Origin of the sequence: Leptothoe spongobia TAU-MAC 1115 (assembly GCF_018739885.1) — a bacterium.
GTDB classification, from domain to species: domain Bacteria; phylum Cyanobacteriota; class Cyanobacteriia; order Phormidesmidales; family Phormidesmidaceae; genus Leptothoe; species Leptothoe spongobia.
On sequence record NZ_JADOES010000027.1, the window covers coordinates 1 to 17,614 of the forward strand.

Genomic DNA, 17,614 nt, shown 5'->3' on the forward strand with positions numbered 1-17,614 from the left:
AGCGACTCATGGCCACTACACTACCTGATCATCGCAATATTGACGAGAAATTCAGGGGACCCTGTGAATTAATACGTTGTAATAGTGTTTACATTCTTTTAATGTCATCAAGACAGCTTCATATTACGCATAGGATAGTGATTACCCATCAATGTCTTAAATCACTATGCGACCTGCCAATATCTCAATGCCCTACTTCGATATTCTGTTAGAGCAGTTGAAGTTGAGGGAGTCAAGCATACAAAAAGCCTTTGGACGGCATGTGCATTGGGGATATTGGGAAAATCCAGCTGAGGCAGATGGATCGGTAGAGGACTTTGCCGCAGCAGCCGAAGCTCTCTGCCAACGCGTTTATACGGCAGCTGGTGTTAACGAATATGAGCAATTACTGGATGCAGGCTGTGGCTTTGGTGGCACCATTGCCAGCCTCAATGAGCAATTTCAAAATTTAGATATCACAGGTCTCAACATTGACCCACGTCAGTTAGATAGGGCACGCCACGAGATAAAACCCTTAGCTAACAATCGGATTACATTTGTTGAGGGTGATGCTTGCCAGTTACCATTTGCAGATGCATCCATGGATGTGGTGTTAGCGGTGGAATGTATTTTTCACTTTCCCAGTCGAGAAGAGTTTTTCCGAGAGGTAAAACGGGTTTTGCGACCAGGGGGACGTTTAGGTATTTGTGATTTCGTTTCGACGCCGTTTTTTAAAGCGTTGCAACAGTTTTTAGCTATGGTTACAAATCCTATGATATCTGGAACGTTTGGGCGGGCAGATAGTTGCTTTACCGTATCGGACTATCGAGCACTGGCCCAGAAAACAGGTTTCCGGGTAACATCTCAGGAGGATATCACCCGGAAAACACTGCCAACATATCCAGTGGTTTGTCATGTGTTTGATCAAGCAGGCTCTCCAAAAGCAGTTCGAGATGTCGTAGCTGTCGAAAAGATTAGTCAACTTGGGTTATTACGCTATTTTATTCTCAGTTTTGAAACTAAATGAGAGAGGCATGAGAGAGACAAAGTAACTACTCAACCATAAGCATTCGTAGCATCAGGATGGGCATGATGATGGACAAATGGGTGGTAATTATAAACTGATTACCACCCATTTTTTAGGTATATCCACCCTAGCCATACAAGATATAATCACTTATACCACGCAAAGAATAACAGCCTTACTGGAGGCCATATCAGAAAAACCACCTAAATCCATCAAAAAGATACCTTTCATAAGTCTTTTGTTATTTTTGACCAGGACCCATGCGCAAAATTACTGAATTTAGATTCTATTGCCTGATTTCAGTAACTTTTCATGGAAAATGAGTAAGTCTTGATGAAATTGTTAGTTATTCAAACCCAAGGGAATTTTTAGGTAACCCCATAGCAAAGCTTTTGTTTCGAAAGGGTTTCGCCTGTTTACTGCAGTCATGTTTTGAACGCGGCAGATAAACAATTCGAAGTTTTTTTAATCCTTTACCTAAATCCCCCTAAGGGAAGGTGTAGTGATGAGAACTGAATATGAATAAATAAATATGACAGTCAATATAGTGTACCTCCCTGAGGTGTGCAAGTTATCTCGTCAAAACACGTATAACATGTACGCAAAATTACACTGGACGGATTTCTCTAAGAGTTTCCTTAGAGAAAGTCAGCAACAATCTTGACATTGCCAAACCAGTTTAAATATCCTCAAGCCAGAGCTCTTTAAACGTCACAAGTAATTTGCTATATTGCCCTGCTGACAAGGATCTTTGGCAGTACATCCAGATTCTCCAACCATAAACTTTAGTCCATATTGGACAGGCTATAGCTTCTACTTTTTGGCTCAAAACTAAAGCTAACAATTCAAAGCTTTATGAGATTCGCTGAGGCACATTGTCTTCAAACGTGTCTAGTTTTTTATCTCAAACACATTAGAAATCTTGCTGGCTCAGGTCTATTTAGACTGTGTCCCAGTGATGTTCTAGTGTCACAACAGACGCATGACGATGAGAAAAACCCATGCTAGCGAAACAAGTCGCTAGCACAACATTATGAGTAAGTAACCATGATTAAATATACAGAGACCATTCAACTACCGTTAGCTGCCGATCAACTACTAAGCTATCTACAAAATATTACAGTACAGCCGTATAAACCGCTTAGCTGCGGCTATATCCATAGCCATGAGCTGAAGAGTTTACCTGACTTTCGGCTTATGGAAGGGGTGATCGTACCTCCTCACAGTGATGGCATCGCCGGGTATAGACCCATCTTAATGCTGCGAAATCCCAGTAATAGCTATATCGTTCGAGGTACCGATCAAACGCTGTCTCCTCAAAAACGAGGCACACTGATCGTATTGGATATCGATATTCAACATGAAGTGCGTAGCACAGATCCCAATGGCAGACTAGGTAACTGGTCTGGCTTGGTGTGGGGCCTAAGTGGACAACCGCTACTGAAGGCTGAGTGGAGCACAGAAAATGTAGCCGAGATGGCAAAACAAGAGTTCCTAAAACTATGCGGAACGATTCATGAGAGATTAGAATCATCCATCGCTTCGACTAGTGCGAGGAACTCTTTAGCGCTCTGTTGAACAAGCACTAACGCTATACAGCTTCTTTAGTTCACTTCAATACTTTCAATCAGCCAACTTCCTGGTGTGTCATTAAAAGCGGCCACAAAGTCGGCCTCGTCCCAGGCTCGAACAGTATCAATGGCAACAGTTCTGATATCCTCTGAGCGGTCTTCTTGCTGAGAACGAATGGTCAAGGTGACATTGTTGGCCGTAGTTAATCCATTGTTGAATATCGTACCTTTAATATTATTTCCTTCTATGCGCACACCCACAGTCCAGATATCGGTTAGGGCAGCCACTGGATCTAATGGGAAGGGTGCTACCGTTTTTCCTGAGGTAGTCGCTTTCTTCTTTGAGAACCGGGGCTCAGGACCTTGAAAGGCCGGTGTCTTCGTATCTGCAAGAGCTGCTTTAAATTCTGCACAACCAGGTATCGCATCAGCCTTAGTCCCCCCCTGGATGTGGGTATAAAATTGGCGTCGCCAATCTAGAAGTTGCTGACGATAATCTGGCGTAATTGTTGGCGACGTTATCAATTTGCTGGATACTTCAATGGCCTTATACCAGTCTTTGGAGCAGACAGCTTGCTTTAAATCTTCTTGGATAACTACATCTGAAATCGCAGCATCGGCACTTTCGGCAGTGGCGGCAGTTCCAGCTAACGCTAGTAACGAGCCAAGGACGACGGGGGCTTTCATCATAGAACTAGAAGAAAACGACTACTTATTCCTTCAATAAGGCGAACCACAGAGCAGGATTTGGTTTATAAAGATTTCATATAGATTGAAATTAACATACGGAATCATGGGATGAATGCCGAAGTAGTCGACTTTGTATTATTGGTAGATCAAAGGATTACTCGCCTAACTCTAACATCGGTGCTTGAACATTTGTATTCAAGTCGAGACGTTATGTTGGGGACTCATCGTCCTCGATATAGGCTGGGACGATCTTGCTAGCTCATTTGTAATCCCGAATAGCGATTACAGGTTCATCATCATGACCGCGATTGACGTTTGAACAAAACCACCTATCCCAGAGGGCTAGGGCATTGGGTGCAATTTTACATTCTGGTAGAGGATTGTATGCAGGCTGGTGGATAAGTGCGATCGCACCTTTCAGAACCCTTAACAAGCAGACCAGAATTAGAGAGGGGCATGTTACTCGCATTAACCACGTTGCAATAACCAAACATTCTCTTTGGCCGCACATTTTCCTTTCAGCCCACCAGGTACGTCTGCACTTGCAATCAGGGTTAAATCATACTTATCTCCATAATGTTGATTGACTTCCTCGTTACTGATGGAAAAAGGAGGGCCTGTCATCAAGGATTGGTCGTACTCATAGCTAATGAGTAATTGCGGTGCTTTAGCCGTAATCTCTGTTAAGTGCGCTGTATATCGATGGCGCATTTTTTCGGGTAGGGCCACCAAAGCCGCTCTGTCATAAATTGCATCCACTGGGCCAAGCATCTTGCTAGACACATTAAAGATATCACCAACATAGAGATCGATATTTGTTGCGCTGTAATGTTTGACTTTACCAGCTGCTGATATTTTAGGCTCCACTTCAAGCTCCATGAATAATTGCTCAATGGCGATTTCGATTAATTCAGCGCCAGCAACATGATATCCATGGGAAAGCAACCAAGCGATATCCAGGGTTTTACCGCATAATGGCACAAATACGCGGTTGCCTTTTACTAAAGAAAGCTCTTTGAAATAGTTAACCAGGATAGGATTAACTTCACTTTCATGGAAACGAATATCATTTTTCTCCCATTTTTGAAGCCAAAAACTTGTATCCATACTTACTCCTCGAGAAAACCACGGTCAGTCAATCAAACGTTTTTCCAATAGCCAATAGGTCATCATCTTGCCTTTGCCTTTTACCGCAGTCATACCACGCTCCTCAAAATTGTATCGATGCTTTAGAGCTTGATACACAGTTTCCGTAACTTGAATGTGCCTCGCTTCCCCATGGGATTCCATTCGGCTGGCAATGTTAACCGTATCTCCCCATAGATCATAAATGAATTTTTTTGTGCCAATTACACCGGCTACCACTGGCCCCGAATGAATGCCAATTCGCAAAGAAACAGATTTAAAATTAGAATTCTTGAGGTCAGCAACTTGTTTTTGCATGGCCAACGCCATATCTGCCGTTGCATCTAGATGATCCATCCTGGGATTAGGTAGTCCACCAGCGACCATATAGGCATCTCCAATTGTCTTGATTTTTTCTAAGCCATAGTAATCCGATAAATCATCAAATAAGGAGAAAACGGCATTCAGAAATTCAACCGTTTCAGATGGACCAATATTAGAGGAGAGCTGGGTAAAACCAACGATATCAGCAAAGAGAACAGTCACTTCCTGGAAGTTATCAGCAATAGTGCCTGGAGACTGCTTCAATCGACTGGCAATTTCTTGTGGCAAAATATTGAGTAATAACTGCTCAGATTTTTCCTGTTCAACCCGCAAGGCCTGTGTTCGCTGTTCAACGCGCTGTTCTAAGACTTCATTACTGTGTTCGAGCTCCGAAAACGCCTGTTTGAGTCGGAGCACCATTTTGTTAAAAGACTTGGCTAAAATTCCTACTTCATGAATGTAGCTGACATCCACAGCTTGGTTGATATGACCATTTGCGACTTCTTGACTAGCCGCACTAAGCTTTAAAATAGGTTGGGTAATAGATCGAGTGATTAGTACGCCAATGAGAATCGAACAAACTAAAGCAACTAAACACAACAGCAACGTTGCTCGCGTACCTTGATTGATTTGCGCCATAAAGTCCGTTTCAGGAACTACTAAGACCACAATCCAATCCAGTCCATATTGAGCACCAAAACGGTTTACCTGAAGATATTGTTGTTTCCCATTTAGAAAGAAGCCCGATTGAGATGACGTCACTTGCTCTAAACTTTCAAATTTCGTCGTTAAAAAGCCAGTAGCTTCTCGAATTAGTTGATTATTACTTTCGTTAGCGGTTAGCGTTTTTGTACTTTCTCCTGTACCTGACGTGAGTGGATCTTCTGTAGAGCTAGCAATCAAGACACCAGAAGGTTCCATGATAAAAGCAATTCCTGACTGACTAATTTTTAAACCCTGCAGGAAATCAGTTAATTCACGAGAAAGGATAATGTCAGTTCCACAAATTGCCAACAATTCTCCATCGACAGGATCATAAACAGGTTTAAGGGCCGAGATCGTCGGGAGGAATGTGTCAAAGTCCAGATAAATATCACTCCAGCTGGGTTTACTTAGACCTTTGGCTTTTCTATACCAGGGACGGAGTCGAGGATCATATCTTTTATCTAATTTCTCAGCTATAGATGATCGTCGACCCGTGGAATCAACATTATAAATATGGCGGTAGCGAGCTGTACTTTCATTCGCAGTGTGAATTTGTACAACATTATTGGCATCACTACTAGCACCCACACCGAGAAATGCCCCTTCTTTTTCCGTGCCACAATAAACTAGATTTGTTGCAGGAAAGACTTCGAACTGCTGCCATAACAAGTGCTCTCCTCTACCTGTAAGAATATCAATGTCTCCCTGCTGCACATAGCTTGCACTAATAGAGTTAATGGTATAGGGTCGTTCAATGGTTGTCGTGATCTGCTGCAGAATGCGGGCAGTTAGTTCATTGCGCAGTCGAGATGCAAGTTCTTTGACCGCAGTTTGTCCATTTTTGAAAGACAAATAACTGACAACTCCAAACACCGTTATTAACTGAAGTACAATGGGAATAATCAGAACCGCCCGTAGTGGTAATTTATTGAAGTTCTTGAAAGTCCGCAACATCATGTGAGTGATCGAGAAGGTTGACCTATTCGGTAGCCTTATGTTTGGTTTAGAAAGAAGTTTGTAATCATTTATTACTTATCCAACTCATTCTTATCCAACCTGTGCAGCCATAGACTTGTTGATTAAAGAAGTGGTCTTACTATATTGTCCTCACATAAAAATGGTGCCGGAACATAATATCCGTCAAGGAACGCAATAAAGTCGTGTAAGTTAGCTTTGTCATTCGATGCAATAACTTCATAAAAATTAGTACTATTCCAAATCATATAGGCATATTTAAAGTGGGACTTTATAGAGTTTACTAGCTCATCCAAGGTTACTTGGCATTTTTCCATCTCTTCCAGTATCTGCGAACTCTTTTGCTCAATTTCGGCGTTGCTAAAGTAATGGGCCTTGAAAAGGCTATCCTTAATCGTCTCTCTTCTGTCATATTCATGACGGATGGGATGCATTAGCTTTTCGCAAAAGATCATTACCCCATCATCCTTAAGTACACGCTTTACATAGGCAATTTGAGCTTTACGATCAGGGTTATACATTTGAAAGGTTGTATTTTCGTAAATGGCATCAAATCCATGCTTCAGGTATGGCCGGTCGTTTCTTTCTGAAAGGTACTCAGGGGTGATATCGACAAAAGGTCCGATATGCATATCAGAGTATTTATGTTGGCAGAGCCTGTAAAAATTTTCTCCGTTAGCTGGGTTAGGAGAATCAGTTAAGGTCCTAATTAAACCTTGCGAATATTCAGACAGTGTTCTTGCATTGGTTCCGTCCGCAGAACTTGTCTCATAAAGAGTAAACGGCTGTTTCCCTTGCTTTAAGCGAGAGTCAGCTAATCTTTGTAGCGCTACACCGATGCGACATTGCTCTTCTATAAAGAAGGGAATGCTGGCACAAAGATGCTGATAAAATGTCCCGATGTTACGTTGGAATATACGATGGTACTCTTGATATTCACTGCTTTGGTTTAAAAAATCAGTGGCAGCATGTACGCCCTGTCTAGGTGACTGAGCAATGCCAGCAGCAATATTCTCAAAATGTTGCAGTAGAGAGGTGACGCGGGGGCCTTTAAGTGCAACCGCTCGGATTTGAGCGTAATCGAATATTTCCATAGTTGCAGTATAGTCAACCAAATTGGCGCAATAGACTGAGAATTGCCCATATAGTATGTTCATATCCAGTAGATGGCCTGAAACTTTCAGCATATTTACCAGTCGAACCGACTAGACACTTAGGGAAATGGGCAAAGCCATGCGATCCCCCTCTCTAGAGTAATTTTGGATCGCGGGCGATTTGCCAAACGCGACAGTTGCGACAGTGGGGTTCATCAGGGAATTGTGTGCGGATCTTTGCCGCAATGGTGTTGGCTTTTTCCAGGTCAGATAGTAGTCCTAATGTATTGACATCAGAGGAGCTGAAGATACTGGGAAAGGGGCCACAGTTGGTTAAGACACTATTACTATCGTGGTCATCGAGGATATCGAACCCGCAGAATTCAAATCCGGAAGGTACTTGATGGATCTGTGTGGGGTTTTCGAGGATGGCGAGGAGTTGGTCTTGGCCTGTGCGCCAGGTGATGCGGTGGCGGAGGTAGGCGAGGTTGGTGAACCAGGTGATGCGGTGATCTGCCTGGATATTATGGGACCAGTCTTCGTCGATGAGATCGTCGATGAGGTCGGAGCAGAGAATACTGTCTAGGGTGATGACTTCGGTGATGTGGGCGAAGCCGGAGAATTTAAGGTAGCTATGCCAATCGTTGACTTGGGATGGGGTAAAGCGTTGACGGGCGGTGAAGAGCCAGGGGGGCATGTCTCTTATATTTAGAGGTAGTTGCGATCGCTAAACCTCAACCTTAAATCTGTCGTAAACTCTACATTTCATAACAATAGAGAACTCTCAAACGTCCAAAATGTCATCGTCTACTGAGGACACACATAACAACAAACAGCCATTCAGCGATTTCGGCTGATGGCTCGTTTTCCCAGGCGCAGACACTCGCTCGCCTGCATAATATACTTGACCATCCACCACAAAGTCTCCCTCCAACACCAGCACAGTCTCACCACTGGCATGGTAATGGTTGGGAAACAGCCCTTTCCCAACCTTCCGCGCAAAAAACGCAGCCTCACGGGAGGCCTCATCCGTCTGCCAGGTCGCTACTGTCACCCCTGACTTTCCAGGGAGCAACGACCAATCCAACTCAGTCGCCTGCTGCCTTAGCTCAGCAATCGGCAAATCCAGCAGTCGCAATAAATCCGATGTTGCCCCAATAGCCTGCTCCGCAATCCGCTGAAATAACCGATCCTTCAAATCTACTGCCATCGCCACAGGCGGAGCACCGTAGGCCAAAGCCGCCGCCGTTTCCTCAAACTCACGCACTGTCTGGGCCAGCTCCCCACTATCCAATAGCGCCTGTTCAAACTGCCCGCATTCATCCGCCTCTAGTCCATTCAGGACATAGAGTGCAGCCATATCAATGGCATCAGAATTTGAGTAGGACTCAGAAGGTTTCATGTCTCTAATACTAGCTCGGCAAATTCAGAATCGGCATCTGACGTCTGCCTACTGTCATTTATAAAGTCACGTAAATGTCCCTTGAGCGGAGTCTAAAGGGACTCAATCATCCAACATGTCATCGTCCATGGAGGACACACAAAACAGCAGACAACCATTTCGGGTTTCTGGCTGATGACTCGTGTTACCAGGCGACGAAACTCGCTCTCCTACACCATATACCTGGCTATCTACCACAAAATCCCCGGCTAATACCAGCACAGTCTCACCACTGGCATGGGCATGGTTGGGAAATAAACCACCATCGGCCTTGCGGACAAAAAAGGCCATTTCGCGCTCATCATCATCTACCTGCCAGGTGGCAAATTCTGCTCCTGAGTTACCCGGCATCGATGACCAGTCCAACTCAGCCGCTTGCTGCTTCAGCTCAGCAATAGACAAATTCAGCAGCTGTACCAAGTCCGAACTCGGCCCTACCGGCTCCGCTGAAATCCGCTGAAATAAACGATCCTTCAAATCTGCCGCCATCGGCATCGACGGAGCACCATAGGCCAATGTCGCCGCTGTCTCCTCAAACTCATTCACCGTCTGGGCCAATTCCCCACTATCCAATAGCGCCTGCTCAAACTGCCCACGCTCATCGGCCTCTAGCGCATCAAGGGCATAGAGGGCGGCTGCATCAGCATGTTGGGAAGGCTCAGGAGATGTCATGACTTTAATAGTAACCTGGTGTCCGAAGGATAAGCATGGCGATATAGAGTACGGCTATATAGGTATACGCTCGCGATCGCAGATTGGATCTCTCATTTTAGGTTGCTGCTTCCAAGGCTTAATCTATAACTAATGCCTGTTTCAGCTTACGCAACCCCAGCCGCACCCGAGTCTTAACCGTACCTAACGCCAGGCCAGTTTGTTTCGCAATTTCCGATTGGCTAAACCCCTGATAGTAGGCCAGCTCAATGATCAACCGTTGCTCATCAGGCAGTTCAGCCAACGCCTGGGCGACAACTACTCGTCGCTCATTAACGATCAGCGCCTCGTCTGGCATTTCAGACGAACTGACCTGAGCCGTATTCGTAGCGGCTTCGACTACCTTGGTTTGCCGTTGCCGCTGTCGCAACCGATCCAATGATCGACTGCGAGTCATCAAAAATAACCAAGAATCCACCCGACTACGGCTGGCATCATAGCGACCTGCCGTCCGCCAAGCCTTAGCAAACACATCCAGGACCACTTCCTCCGCCTCTTCCACCGAGCCTAAAATTTTGAACGCTAGGGAATACATGACGCGGGCATAGCGATCATAGAGCTGGCTCAGGGCCGTTTGATCCCCTTCTACCATGCGACCAATCAGTTCGGTTTCGTCCTTAGATTGCAGTTTGGTCATTTATTTGAACGTTTGCTGTTGCTGATTTAAAGGATTAACCGAGCCGTGAAATGCACTATGCGCCAATGTTTCATAGATAAAACCAGGCCGAGGATCAGCAACTCCCAACTTTATTTTTGAAACCGAGAGATCCAATCCATCAAACCCAGCGTATACCCATACAGATTGCACAAAATCATCGCTAACCAACAGGGCAGGAACGAGCTGCTCTGACAGAATTGACGACTTTGCATATGTTGTCATGGCCCTTGCTCCTAAGCAACTGAGGTCGACGGTGCGGTGCGTGCAATTTTACAAACCCCATTCTATTCGTTTCTCACGAGGAGACATTGAACCATGCTAAATTCTTTGCAAAACACTCTAAATCGCTTCACTAAGCGCCAAACCTGGCTAAAACTCAGTGGCGTTATCCTCGCCACCACTCTCACCCTGGGCGGAGCGGCTACCTTTATTAATGCATCTGATCACGACGATGGCGAAGTCGATGTCAAGGGCCGTAACCTCAACCTCACTGATGTCTACGCATTTAGAGAAAAAGATCAAAACCCCAACGCCTCTGACGACGATATCATCCTCATGATGAACACCAATCCTCGTTCCCTGGCGCGGCAACAATATTATTTCAGCACCAACGCCCGCTACGAATTTCACATTGACTCTGTCGCCAACAAAGACGCTAACGTCGAGGGGCAATCGGATGTCACACTGCGCTTTGAGTTTGGTGCTCCCAACAGTAATCAAGAACAGGAAGTCACCATCACGGCGATCAAAAACGGTAAAACCCGAAAGACAAAATCAGTCACCACCCCACTACTGGACAACTCTCCTAATGTGAAAAACGTCAAACTCGGTCGACAGAACCTCACTGTATTTGCCGGACTGCGAGAGGATCCCTTCTTCTTTGATGTAGAACAGTTCTTCCGCGTCCGGGCTGGCGCGGCTGGGATCGGACCCGCCGTAGGTTTCCGCGATCCTGGTCAGGCCGTTGACTTTGCCTCTGGTTATAACGTTAATACCATTGCCGTTCGCGTACCCAAGAGACTACTACAAGACCGCAGCCGCAGTGACGTTTTTGACATCTGGACCACCATCTCTACCCGCAATGCGAAGGGCGAATACGTGCAAGTCGAGCGCTTAGCCCGGCCGGGGATCAATGAAGGTCTTGTACTTACTAACGACTTCCTCAATGCTCTCAACAGCGTCGGGCCTGACTTTGAAGCGGCAGCCTTAGCAGGCAAACAGCCTGCCGCCGACATCGCCGGACCCATTGTTGGCGAAGCTAAGAACACCTTACTCGCCCTAGGCAATAGCGAAGAACGGGCCAACGCTCTTCTAGGAGCTTTCTTACCAGACGTGATGCGGATCGATACCAGCGGTCCCAGCGGTTATGCCAATGACCTAAATGCCGCAGGCAGTCCCGTACGTGGTCGGATGCTGAAGGATGACGTCATCGACATTACCCTCAGCGTTCTATCGAACGGAGCCATAACGACAGACAATGTCGACTATGAAGGAACACCGGGAAATCCAGCCCAAGGGCATCAGCCATTAGAACCTGCATTTCCTTACTTGGCATTGCCAAATTAGGGAAGATTGCCCTCACCCTAAATCCCTCTCCCCAGGGAGAGGGATTGTGAGGTTCGCTGCACCTATTGCTTTAACTAGAAAGAATTCACTCCCCGTTAAATCTTCGAACCCATGCGAGGACGTGGAGAACTCAAGTTCTCCACGTCGTTATCCCTCAAATAACCATGCTCTCAACCCTAAAATTCCGTTTCCACCAACGTCGCCACCAGCTCCTCTGGGGTTTTGTCATCCTCATCCTTGCTACTACGCTCCAACAACTCAAACCCCTCCTCACCTATACCCCCTACGATTACCCCTTCTCACCTCCTAACAAAACGGATATCACCGGCCAACTCGAACAAGAACTTGCCTTTCATAAAAATCGCATTCGTCAAACGCCAGCCGATGGCCTTAGCCAAGCCGCTCTCGCCAGCACCTACCTAAAACTCGCCCGTGCCACAGGCGATGCCAACTGGTATCTCCTAGCTGAACAATCCGCCCAACAATCCCTACAAAAACTCCCCTTCAATAATCAAGGAGCCCAACTCGTCCAGGCCAAAGTTGCCGAAGCTCGTCATGACTTTGACCAGGCTATTCTCCTGGCCAATCAAATCCTCACCACCCAACCCTATTCCGAACAAGCACAATCCATTCTGATCACGGCTCATCTGGGCAAAGGTAACTTGGCCGAGGCCAAAGTAACGGCTGATGCCCTAGTCCAACAAATTCCCACCCTGGGTTCACTCACCCTTCGAGGCCTAGTCCATGTCGCTCAAGGCCAGGATGCTGCAGCCAAGCAAGACTTCGTCGCCGCTCTCAAAGCCGAAGAACCCCAAGAAGCGGGCAGCTCTGCCTGGACCCGTACCCTGATGGGGCGCTTTTACGCCAGTCGTGGCGACTCCCAAACGGCGAGACAGCTTTACCAAGAAGCCTTGGAAATTCTGCCTCGCTATCCCCTGGCATTAGTCCAGATGGCTAACTTAGACACTCGTCAGGGACACTACCGCTCAGCTAGAAAGCGTTACTCCCAGGTCTTTACCTCTCAAGACTATGCCAATGTTTGGGATCATGTTGCCCTCCAGGGGATGGCTCAAGTCGCTAGTCTTCAGGGAAATCGTCCAGAAGCACAGAGACTCTGGCAACAGGCCGAAGATCAGTTTAGACAGCATCAAGATCTAGACACCTTTGGCCATCGTCGTGCATTAGCTCAGTTGCTGTTAGTCAGGGGAAATAACACTGATCTCTCCGAAGCTCTAGAACTGATGGAGGCTGATGTAGAAGGGCGTCAGGATGCAGAGACCCTAGACACTTACGCCTGGACGCTTATGCGCTTGGGCCGTTGGCAAGAGGCACAACAGGCTTTGCAAAAAGTGATTAATCAGGGCACTCGCCATGCCGTGATCTTTTACCGTGCTGGGCTGATTGAGCAACACCTTGGCAATGAATCAGCTGCTAAAAAGTATTTTGAATCTGCTCAGGCAACCGATCCTACGTTTAGCGAACGAGATCGGCAAATCTGGGGGCTTAGTCTTTAAGGAATTGTAATTTCACGAACCATTTAACAATATGAAACGCTTTACTCGCTTTTTTCAAATAGGCTTCCTAAGCTTATTGGCCATGATATGGATGGGCCATGTTGCGATCGCAACCGCCCTTGCTCACTGGGCCGATCTAGCCGTAGCAGATGTGATCGTCACGGATACAGAAGCACAGATCACCCTTACCGTTCCAACCACACTGCTAGCCTTTGCTGATGACAATAACGATCAGACCCTATCTCAGTCAGAAATCAACAAGCATTATTCTCAACTAGAACAACGCTTGAGCAGCACCATTGTCTTAACCAACCAGGCAGACGCATCAGGTACCTTCACCTTCGCCCCGGTCGTAGCCACCCAATCCAAAGACAAAGTTACCCATAACACCTTTTCATTGACATACCAGTGGCCCAGCCCATTACAAAAGCTCTCCATTCGCTATAGCCTATTTGCCCCTGAGCTGGATCAAGCCCAATGTCTAGCCACCATTACCCAAGGGGAACGTACCCGTAATGTCGTCTTCACCCCTGAGAATAACAGTGTAGAAATAGCAGGTACTGTATCCTGGCAACAGCAGTTTGCCAGCTTCCTCCACTTGGGTGTAGAACATATCTTTACTGGCTATGACCATATCCTATTTTTAGTAGCCTTACTCTTACCGGGTGGTAATTTACCCCAACTACTCAAGATTGTTACGGCCTTTACCATCGCCCATTCTCTCACCCTTACCCTGGCAGCATTAAATATCGTCACCTTGCCCATCGCCCTGGTAGAAAGTGTCATTGCTCTATCGATTGTCTATGTCGCCGCAGAAAATCTGTGGAAAAAACAGATCAATCATCGTCCCTGGCTCACCTTTGGATTTGGGCTGATTCATGGATTAGGCTTCGCCAACATTCTGAGAGAACTGACCCAGAGCCAGGGCAACTTGCTACTATCCCTCGCCAGCTTTAATCTCGGCGTAGAACTGGGGCAAATCGCTATTGTGCTACTGGTATTTTATGGATTACGTTTTTTCCAACAGCATCGAGGGGAATTAGCACTACGTTATGGAGTGTCGATTCTGATGATTCTCATGGGAAGTATCTGGTTTGCAGAAAGGTCTGTAGCAGCCTGGCTATGAGACTTTTCTCCTGAGCAATTCTCACGCCTAGTCAAAAACCAACGCATCCACTTCGATCTCAATCAACATATCCGGATCGATCAACGCCCGCACCTCTACCATCGCTGTTGCAGGCGGATAAGCTCCCATCGCCTCTTGATGGGCCTGGCCATATTCCTCCCAACGGCTAATATCGGTCACATACATCCTTGTCCGCACAATATTAGACAGGTCAGCCCCCAGTGCCTGCAGCGTCTTTTGAATAATCTGAAAACAACGCCTGGCCTGGGCATAGCCATCGCCAGGAGCAAAGGTATTACCCTCGTCGTCCACTGGGGCTGTCCCTGAAATAAAGATTTGATTGCCCGCTCGGATGGCGCGACAATAGCCTACTTTAGGTTCCCAAGGGGTCCCCGTAAAATGTCGAGAAATAGAAGGATTATCCATAGGGGGTCCCTGTGAAATGTCGAGAAATAGAAGGATTATCCATAGGGGGTCCCTGTAAAATGTCGAGAAATAGAAGGATTATCCATAGTTGTTGCGAGGAATATTACTGATTAACCTTGCTAATCCCATTAGCCTGTGAAATCACCTCTAAATACGCCTTTACGGCAGGTCCCAGACCCATCATCAACGCATCCGCCGTCAGCGCATGACCGATGGACACCTCCAAGATATTTGGAATGCGCAAAAACTGAGGTAAATTCTCCAAATTTAAATCATGGCCAGCATTGATCCCTAGGCCACAATCCTTCGCGACCTTGGCCGCAACAGCATAGCTCGTATGCTGAGTCTCCAACTCATCCTGAGTCCCCTCACGAGAGGCCGTCGCATAGGGTTCGGTATAAAGCTCAATCCGCATTTCTGTCGGCCCTTCCATCACACCTAATGTGGGAATGAGACGAATCTGCTCTGGATCGGGATCCATAAATAAACTGACCCGTGCTCCTAAGTCTTGAATGTCTTTGATAATCGGCACCAAGGTATCACCATGCTTAGCAATATCCCAGCCATGGTCAGAAGTAAATTGGTTGGGATCATCAGGTACCAGGGTCACTTGATTGGGTTTCACATCCCGTACAATTTCCATAAACCCGGCTTCTAGAGGATTGCCCTCGATATTAAACTCAATCGTGGGATGGTCCTTTAGGAGTTCTGCCAGGTCGTAAACATCATGACGTCGAATATGACGTTCGTCAGGTCGGGGATGGACTGTGAGGCCATAGGCTCCCGCTTCAATACAAGTTGCCCCTGCTTTAACCACACTGGGAATCCCAATCGTGCGAGAGTTACGGATGAGGGCAATCTTGTTAAGGTTAACGCTAAGGGCAGTCATAAATCTGGATTTGATGCTCGCTGGGCAGTACGAGCTATCGATTGTACAACATACTCAAACTAGTAAAGGGTAGGGGGTGACCATGGCGGATGTTGCACCTATCGTGGAACAACAAGTTTCCGTTTGGCAATGAGGCTCGATGCTCGTAAACGTTCACCTCCCCCCTTAACAAATACTCTCTTGGAGTTGAGGAATAGAAGAGACAGGAAGCCCCTTTCGTCCTTGAGTAATCACCTCAGCGATGTATGACCAAGGATTCACCTTTCGTAATCGACAGGTCTCAATCACGCTCAATAGAGAACTATAGGCTAAACTCCCCTCAGTGGTTCGCGTGCCGTACGAGATCCGACGAGCAATCACGGCATGCCTGAGTGCTCGCTCAGCTTCATTATTGGTCGGTGGCAACTGAGGATGCTGAACAAACGCGATGACGGCTTCCCAATCATTGAGAATTTCGCGTGCCAACGCCTTGAGCTTGGCATGCTCAGCATCTTTGTGGAGGGTACAGGCCAGGTAGATGCGAGCAAGGATGGGATGGGTCGTTGGGGGTGTCTCCTCACTCGCCGAGGCCATGGTGTGAATTAAGCCTCTCAACTCCTTTAATAACCAACTCCCCAACGCTCGGGCTTCAGCATTGACCGCCCCCGAAAGGGCAATGGCTTTACGAATCAAGTGAGCCAAACAACGTTGTCGCTTCTGATAATCTCGATAGGCCCCATAGCCATCACTGACTAACCAGCCTACAAAGGCTGACGTCACGAGAAATAACAGCTCATCATGCTTACGACTGCCGATGTGAAAGACCGCTGTGGTGGTGCTGATGGCCACCCACAACCAACGGAGTTTGCCTTTCTCATACCAGGGGGTCTCATCGAGATGCAAAATCTCAGCCGTTTGTAACTCGTCGATTAAGGTCTCCACCACCGGCACACACGCAATGCCCGCTTCCCGAATGCAGCGGTCGATAGTCCCCACACTTAAGGCGGTATTCGCCCAGTCCATCAGGAACTCATGGATCTTCAGCCGACTCATCCGGTAACGCACCGATAAACTGGCGATAAAGGTCGTTAACCAGGGGCCGACTAACACCTGTTCTTTAAGTTCTAAATTCCGTTTGCGCCCCTCGACGGATGAGATATAGCCCCGACCTGGAGCTGCCTTCGTGTGATGGCCACACGAGCAACGACCCCCATAATAATGATGGAGTTGGCAACCGATCTCAAGGCCACTGACTGGCTGGGTGAGGTCCAGGACGTAATACCCCATATAGGGCTTACTATCGCTGACGAGACTGGGCGCATTGCAGGCCGCACAGGTCTCTGGATGGTGAGGAATGATGGTCGTCGCTTGGAGCGGGGTACTGCGCCAATGCCCTTGGGCTCCCGGCTGCTTCCCGGCGCTTCGCTTGGTTGCCGATGGTTGAGAGTCTTCCTCCGGGGACGACTGGCGGCTACTCTGAGCCAACTCCGACTCCTCCTGTCCGTCACCTGTTTCAACCGGTAAATCTAAGTCCCCACCCTTGCCCTCCTCCTCTGACGGTATGATCTCTGGTTTATCGTAGGGAGGATCACTCGACGGCGGTCGGGAGCTATTACTTGAGTTCTGCTCTAACCGTTCCCATTGCTCCACGGCTAATTCATGAAGATTGGCTGTCACTTCTAACAACCTCTCTTGGGGGAGAGATTGGAAGTATTCCCGGCTCATCTGGCTCAGGTCATCTTTGCTCAAGCGACTCATGGTCACTACACTACCTGATCATCGCAATGTTGACGAGAAATTCAGGGGGCCTTGTG

17 protein-coding genes are annotated in these 17,614 nt (G+C 47.2%); 5 read left to right on the plus strand and 12 right to left on the minus strand.

Annotated elements, in window-relative coordinates:
• Positions 1-166: 166 nt before the first annotated feature.
• Both IXB50_RS13655 and IXB50_RS13660 read left to right on the plus strand, forming a co-directional pair.
• Positions 167-1,006, plus strand: a complete 840-nt coding sequence (locus IXB50_RS13655) for a class I SAM-dependent methyltransferase (protein WP_215609531.1) — start codon at positions 167-169, stop codon at positions 1,004-1,006.
• A gap of 1,047 nt (positions 1,007-2,053) precedes the next feature.
• Positions 2,054-2,584, plus strand: a complete 531-nt coding sequence (locus IXB50_RS13660) for a hypothetical protein (RefSeq protein WP_215609532.1) — start codon at positions 2,054-2,056, stop codon at positions 2,582-2,584.
• Positions 2,585-2,610: 26 nt separating this feature from the next.
• Here the strand turns inward: IXB50_RS13660 and IXB50_RS13665 are convergent, their stop codons facing one another.
• The 9 genes from IXB50_RS13665 to IXB50_RS13705 all read right to left on the minus strand — a co-directional run bounded on the left by IXB50_RS13665 (position 2,611) and on the right by IXB50_RS13705 (position 10,522).
• Positions 2,611-3,267, minus strand: coding sequence for a hypothetical protein (locus IXB50_RS13665; RefSeq protein ID WP_215609533.1), 657 nt, complete (start codon positions 3,265-3,267; stop codon positions 2,611-2,613).
• 468 nt (positions 3,268-3,735) lie between these two features.
• Positions 3,736-4,374 (minus strand): thiopurine S-methyltransferase, encoded by a 639-nt coding sequence (tmpT, locus tag IXB50_RS13670; protein WP_215609534.1) that lies wholly within the window; start codon positions 4,372-4,374, stop codon positions 3,736-3,738.
• A gap of 24 nt (positions 4,375-4,398) precedes the next feature.
• The gene (locus IXB50_RS13675; RefSeq protein WP_215609535.1) at positions 4,399-6,375 is read right to left on the minus strand and encodes an adenylate/guanylate cyclase domain-containing protein; all 1,977 of its coding nucleotides are present in this window, start codon (positions 6,373-6,375) and stop codon (positions 4,399-4,401) included.
• A gap of 125 nt (positions 6,376-6,500) precedes the next feature.
• Positions 6,501-7,490: a hypothetical protein gene (locus tag IXB50_RS13680; protein WP_215609536.1), complete on the minus strand. Its 990-nt coding sequence runs from the start codon at positions 7,488-7,490 to the stop codon at positions 6,501-6,503.
• A 154-nt stretch (positions 7,491-7,644) separates the two neighbouring features.
• Complete coding sequence (locus IXB50_RS13685) at positions 7,645-8,187, minus strand: hypothetical protein (protein ID WP_215609537.1); 543 nt, start codon at positions 8,185-8,187, stop codon at positions 7,645-7,647.
• Between the two features lie 87 nt (positions 8,188-8,274).
• Positions 8,275-8,892 (minus strand): cupin domain-containing protein, encoded by a 618-nt coding sequence (locus IXB50_RS13690; RefSeq protein WP_215609538.1) that lies wholly within the window; start codon positions 8,890-8,892, stop codon positions 8,275-8,277.
• Between the two features lie 102 nt (positions 8,893-8,994).
• The gene (locus IXB50_RS13695) at positions 8,995-9,603 is read right to left on the minus strand and encodes a cupin domain-containing protein (RefSeq protein ID WP_215609539.1); all 609 of its coding nucleotides are present in this window, start codon (positions 9,601-9,603) and stop codon (positions 8,995-8,997) included.
• A gap of 118 nt (positions 9,604-9,721) precedes the next feature.
• Positions 9,722-10,279 carry a sigma-70 family RNA polymerase sigma factor gene (locus IXB50_RS13700; RefSeq protein WP_215609540.1) on the minus strand — a complete coding sequence of 186 codons (558 nt, stop codon included), beginning with the start codon at positions 10,277-10,279 and terminating at the stop codon, positions 9,722-9,724.
• A complete protein-coding gene (locus IXB50_RS13705; RefSeq protein WP_215609541.1) occupies positions 10,280-10,522 on the minus strand; it encodes a hypothetical protein in 243 nt (80 codons plus the stop codon).
• A gap of 93 nt (positions 10,523-10,615) precedes the next feature.
• Between IXB50_RS13705 and IXB50_RS13710 the strand changes: the two genes are divergently transcribed.
• From IXB50_RS13710 to IXB50_RS13720, 3 genes are all read left to right on the plus strand, one after another.
• A complete protein-coding gene (locus IXB50_RS13710; protein WP_215609542.1) occupies positions 10,616-11,866 on the plus strand; it encodes a DUF4331 domain-containing protein in 1,251 nt (416 codons plus the stop codon).
• A gap of 164 nt (positions 11,867-12,030) precedes the next feature.
• Complete coding sequence (locus tag IXB50_RS13715; protein WP_215609543.1) at positions 12,031-13,380, plus strand: tetratricopeptide repeat protein; 1,350 nt, start codon at positions 12,031-12,033, stop codon at positions 13,378-13,380.
• A 31-nt stretch (positions 13,381-13,411) separates the two neighbouring features.
• Positions 13,412-14,506, plus strand: coding sequence for a HupE/UreJ family protein (locus IXB50_RS13720; protein WP_215609544.1), 1,095 nt, complete (start codon positions 13,412-13,414; stop codon positions 14,504-14,506).
• A gap of 27 nt (positions 14,507-14,533) precedes the next feature.
• Here IXB50_RS13720 and IXB50_RS13725 read toward each other — a convergent pair whose 3' ends face one another.
• The 3 genes from IXB50_RS13725 to tnpC form a co-directional block, all read right to left on the minus strand.
• The gene (locus IXB50_RS13725; RefSeq protein WP_215609545.1) at positions 14,534-14,932 is read right to left on the minus strand and encodes a RidA family protein; all 399 of its coding nucleotides are present in this window, start codon (positions 14,930-14,932) and stop codon (positions 14,534-14,536) included.
• A gap of 103 nt (positions 14,933-15,035) precedes the next feature.
• Positions 15,036-15,821, minus strand: a complete 786-nt coding sequence (locus tag IXB50_RS13730; RefSeq protein WP_215609546.1) for a pyridoxine 5'-phosphate synthase — start codon at positions 15,819-15,821, stop codon at positions 15,036-15,038.
• A gap of 165 nt (positions 15,822-15,986) precedes the next feature.
• The gene (gene tnpC, locus IXB50_RS13735) at positions 15,987-17,558 is read right to left on the minus strand and encodes an IS66 family transposase (RefSeq protein WP_215609547.1); all 1,572 of its coding nucleotides are present in this window, start codon (positions 17,556-17,558) and stop codon (positions 15,987-15,989) included.
• Between the last annotated feature and the right edge of the window lie 56 nt (positions 17,559-17,614).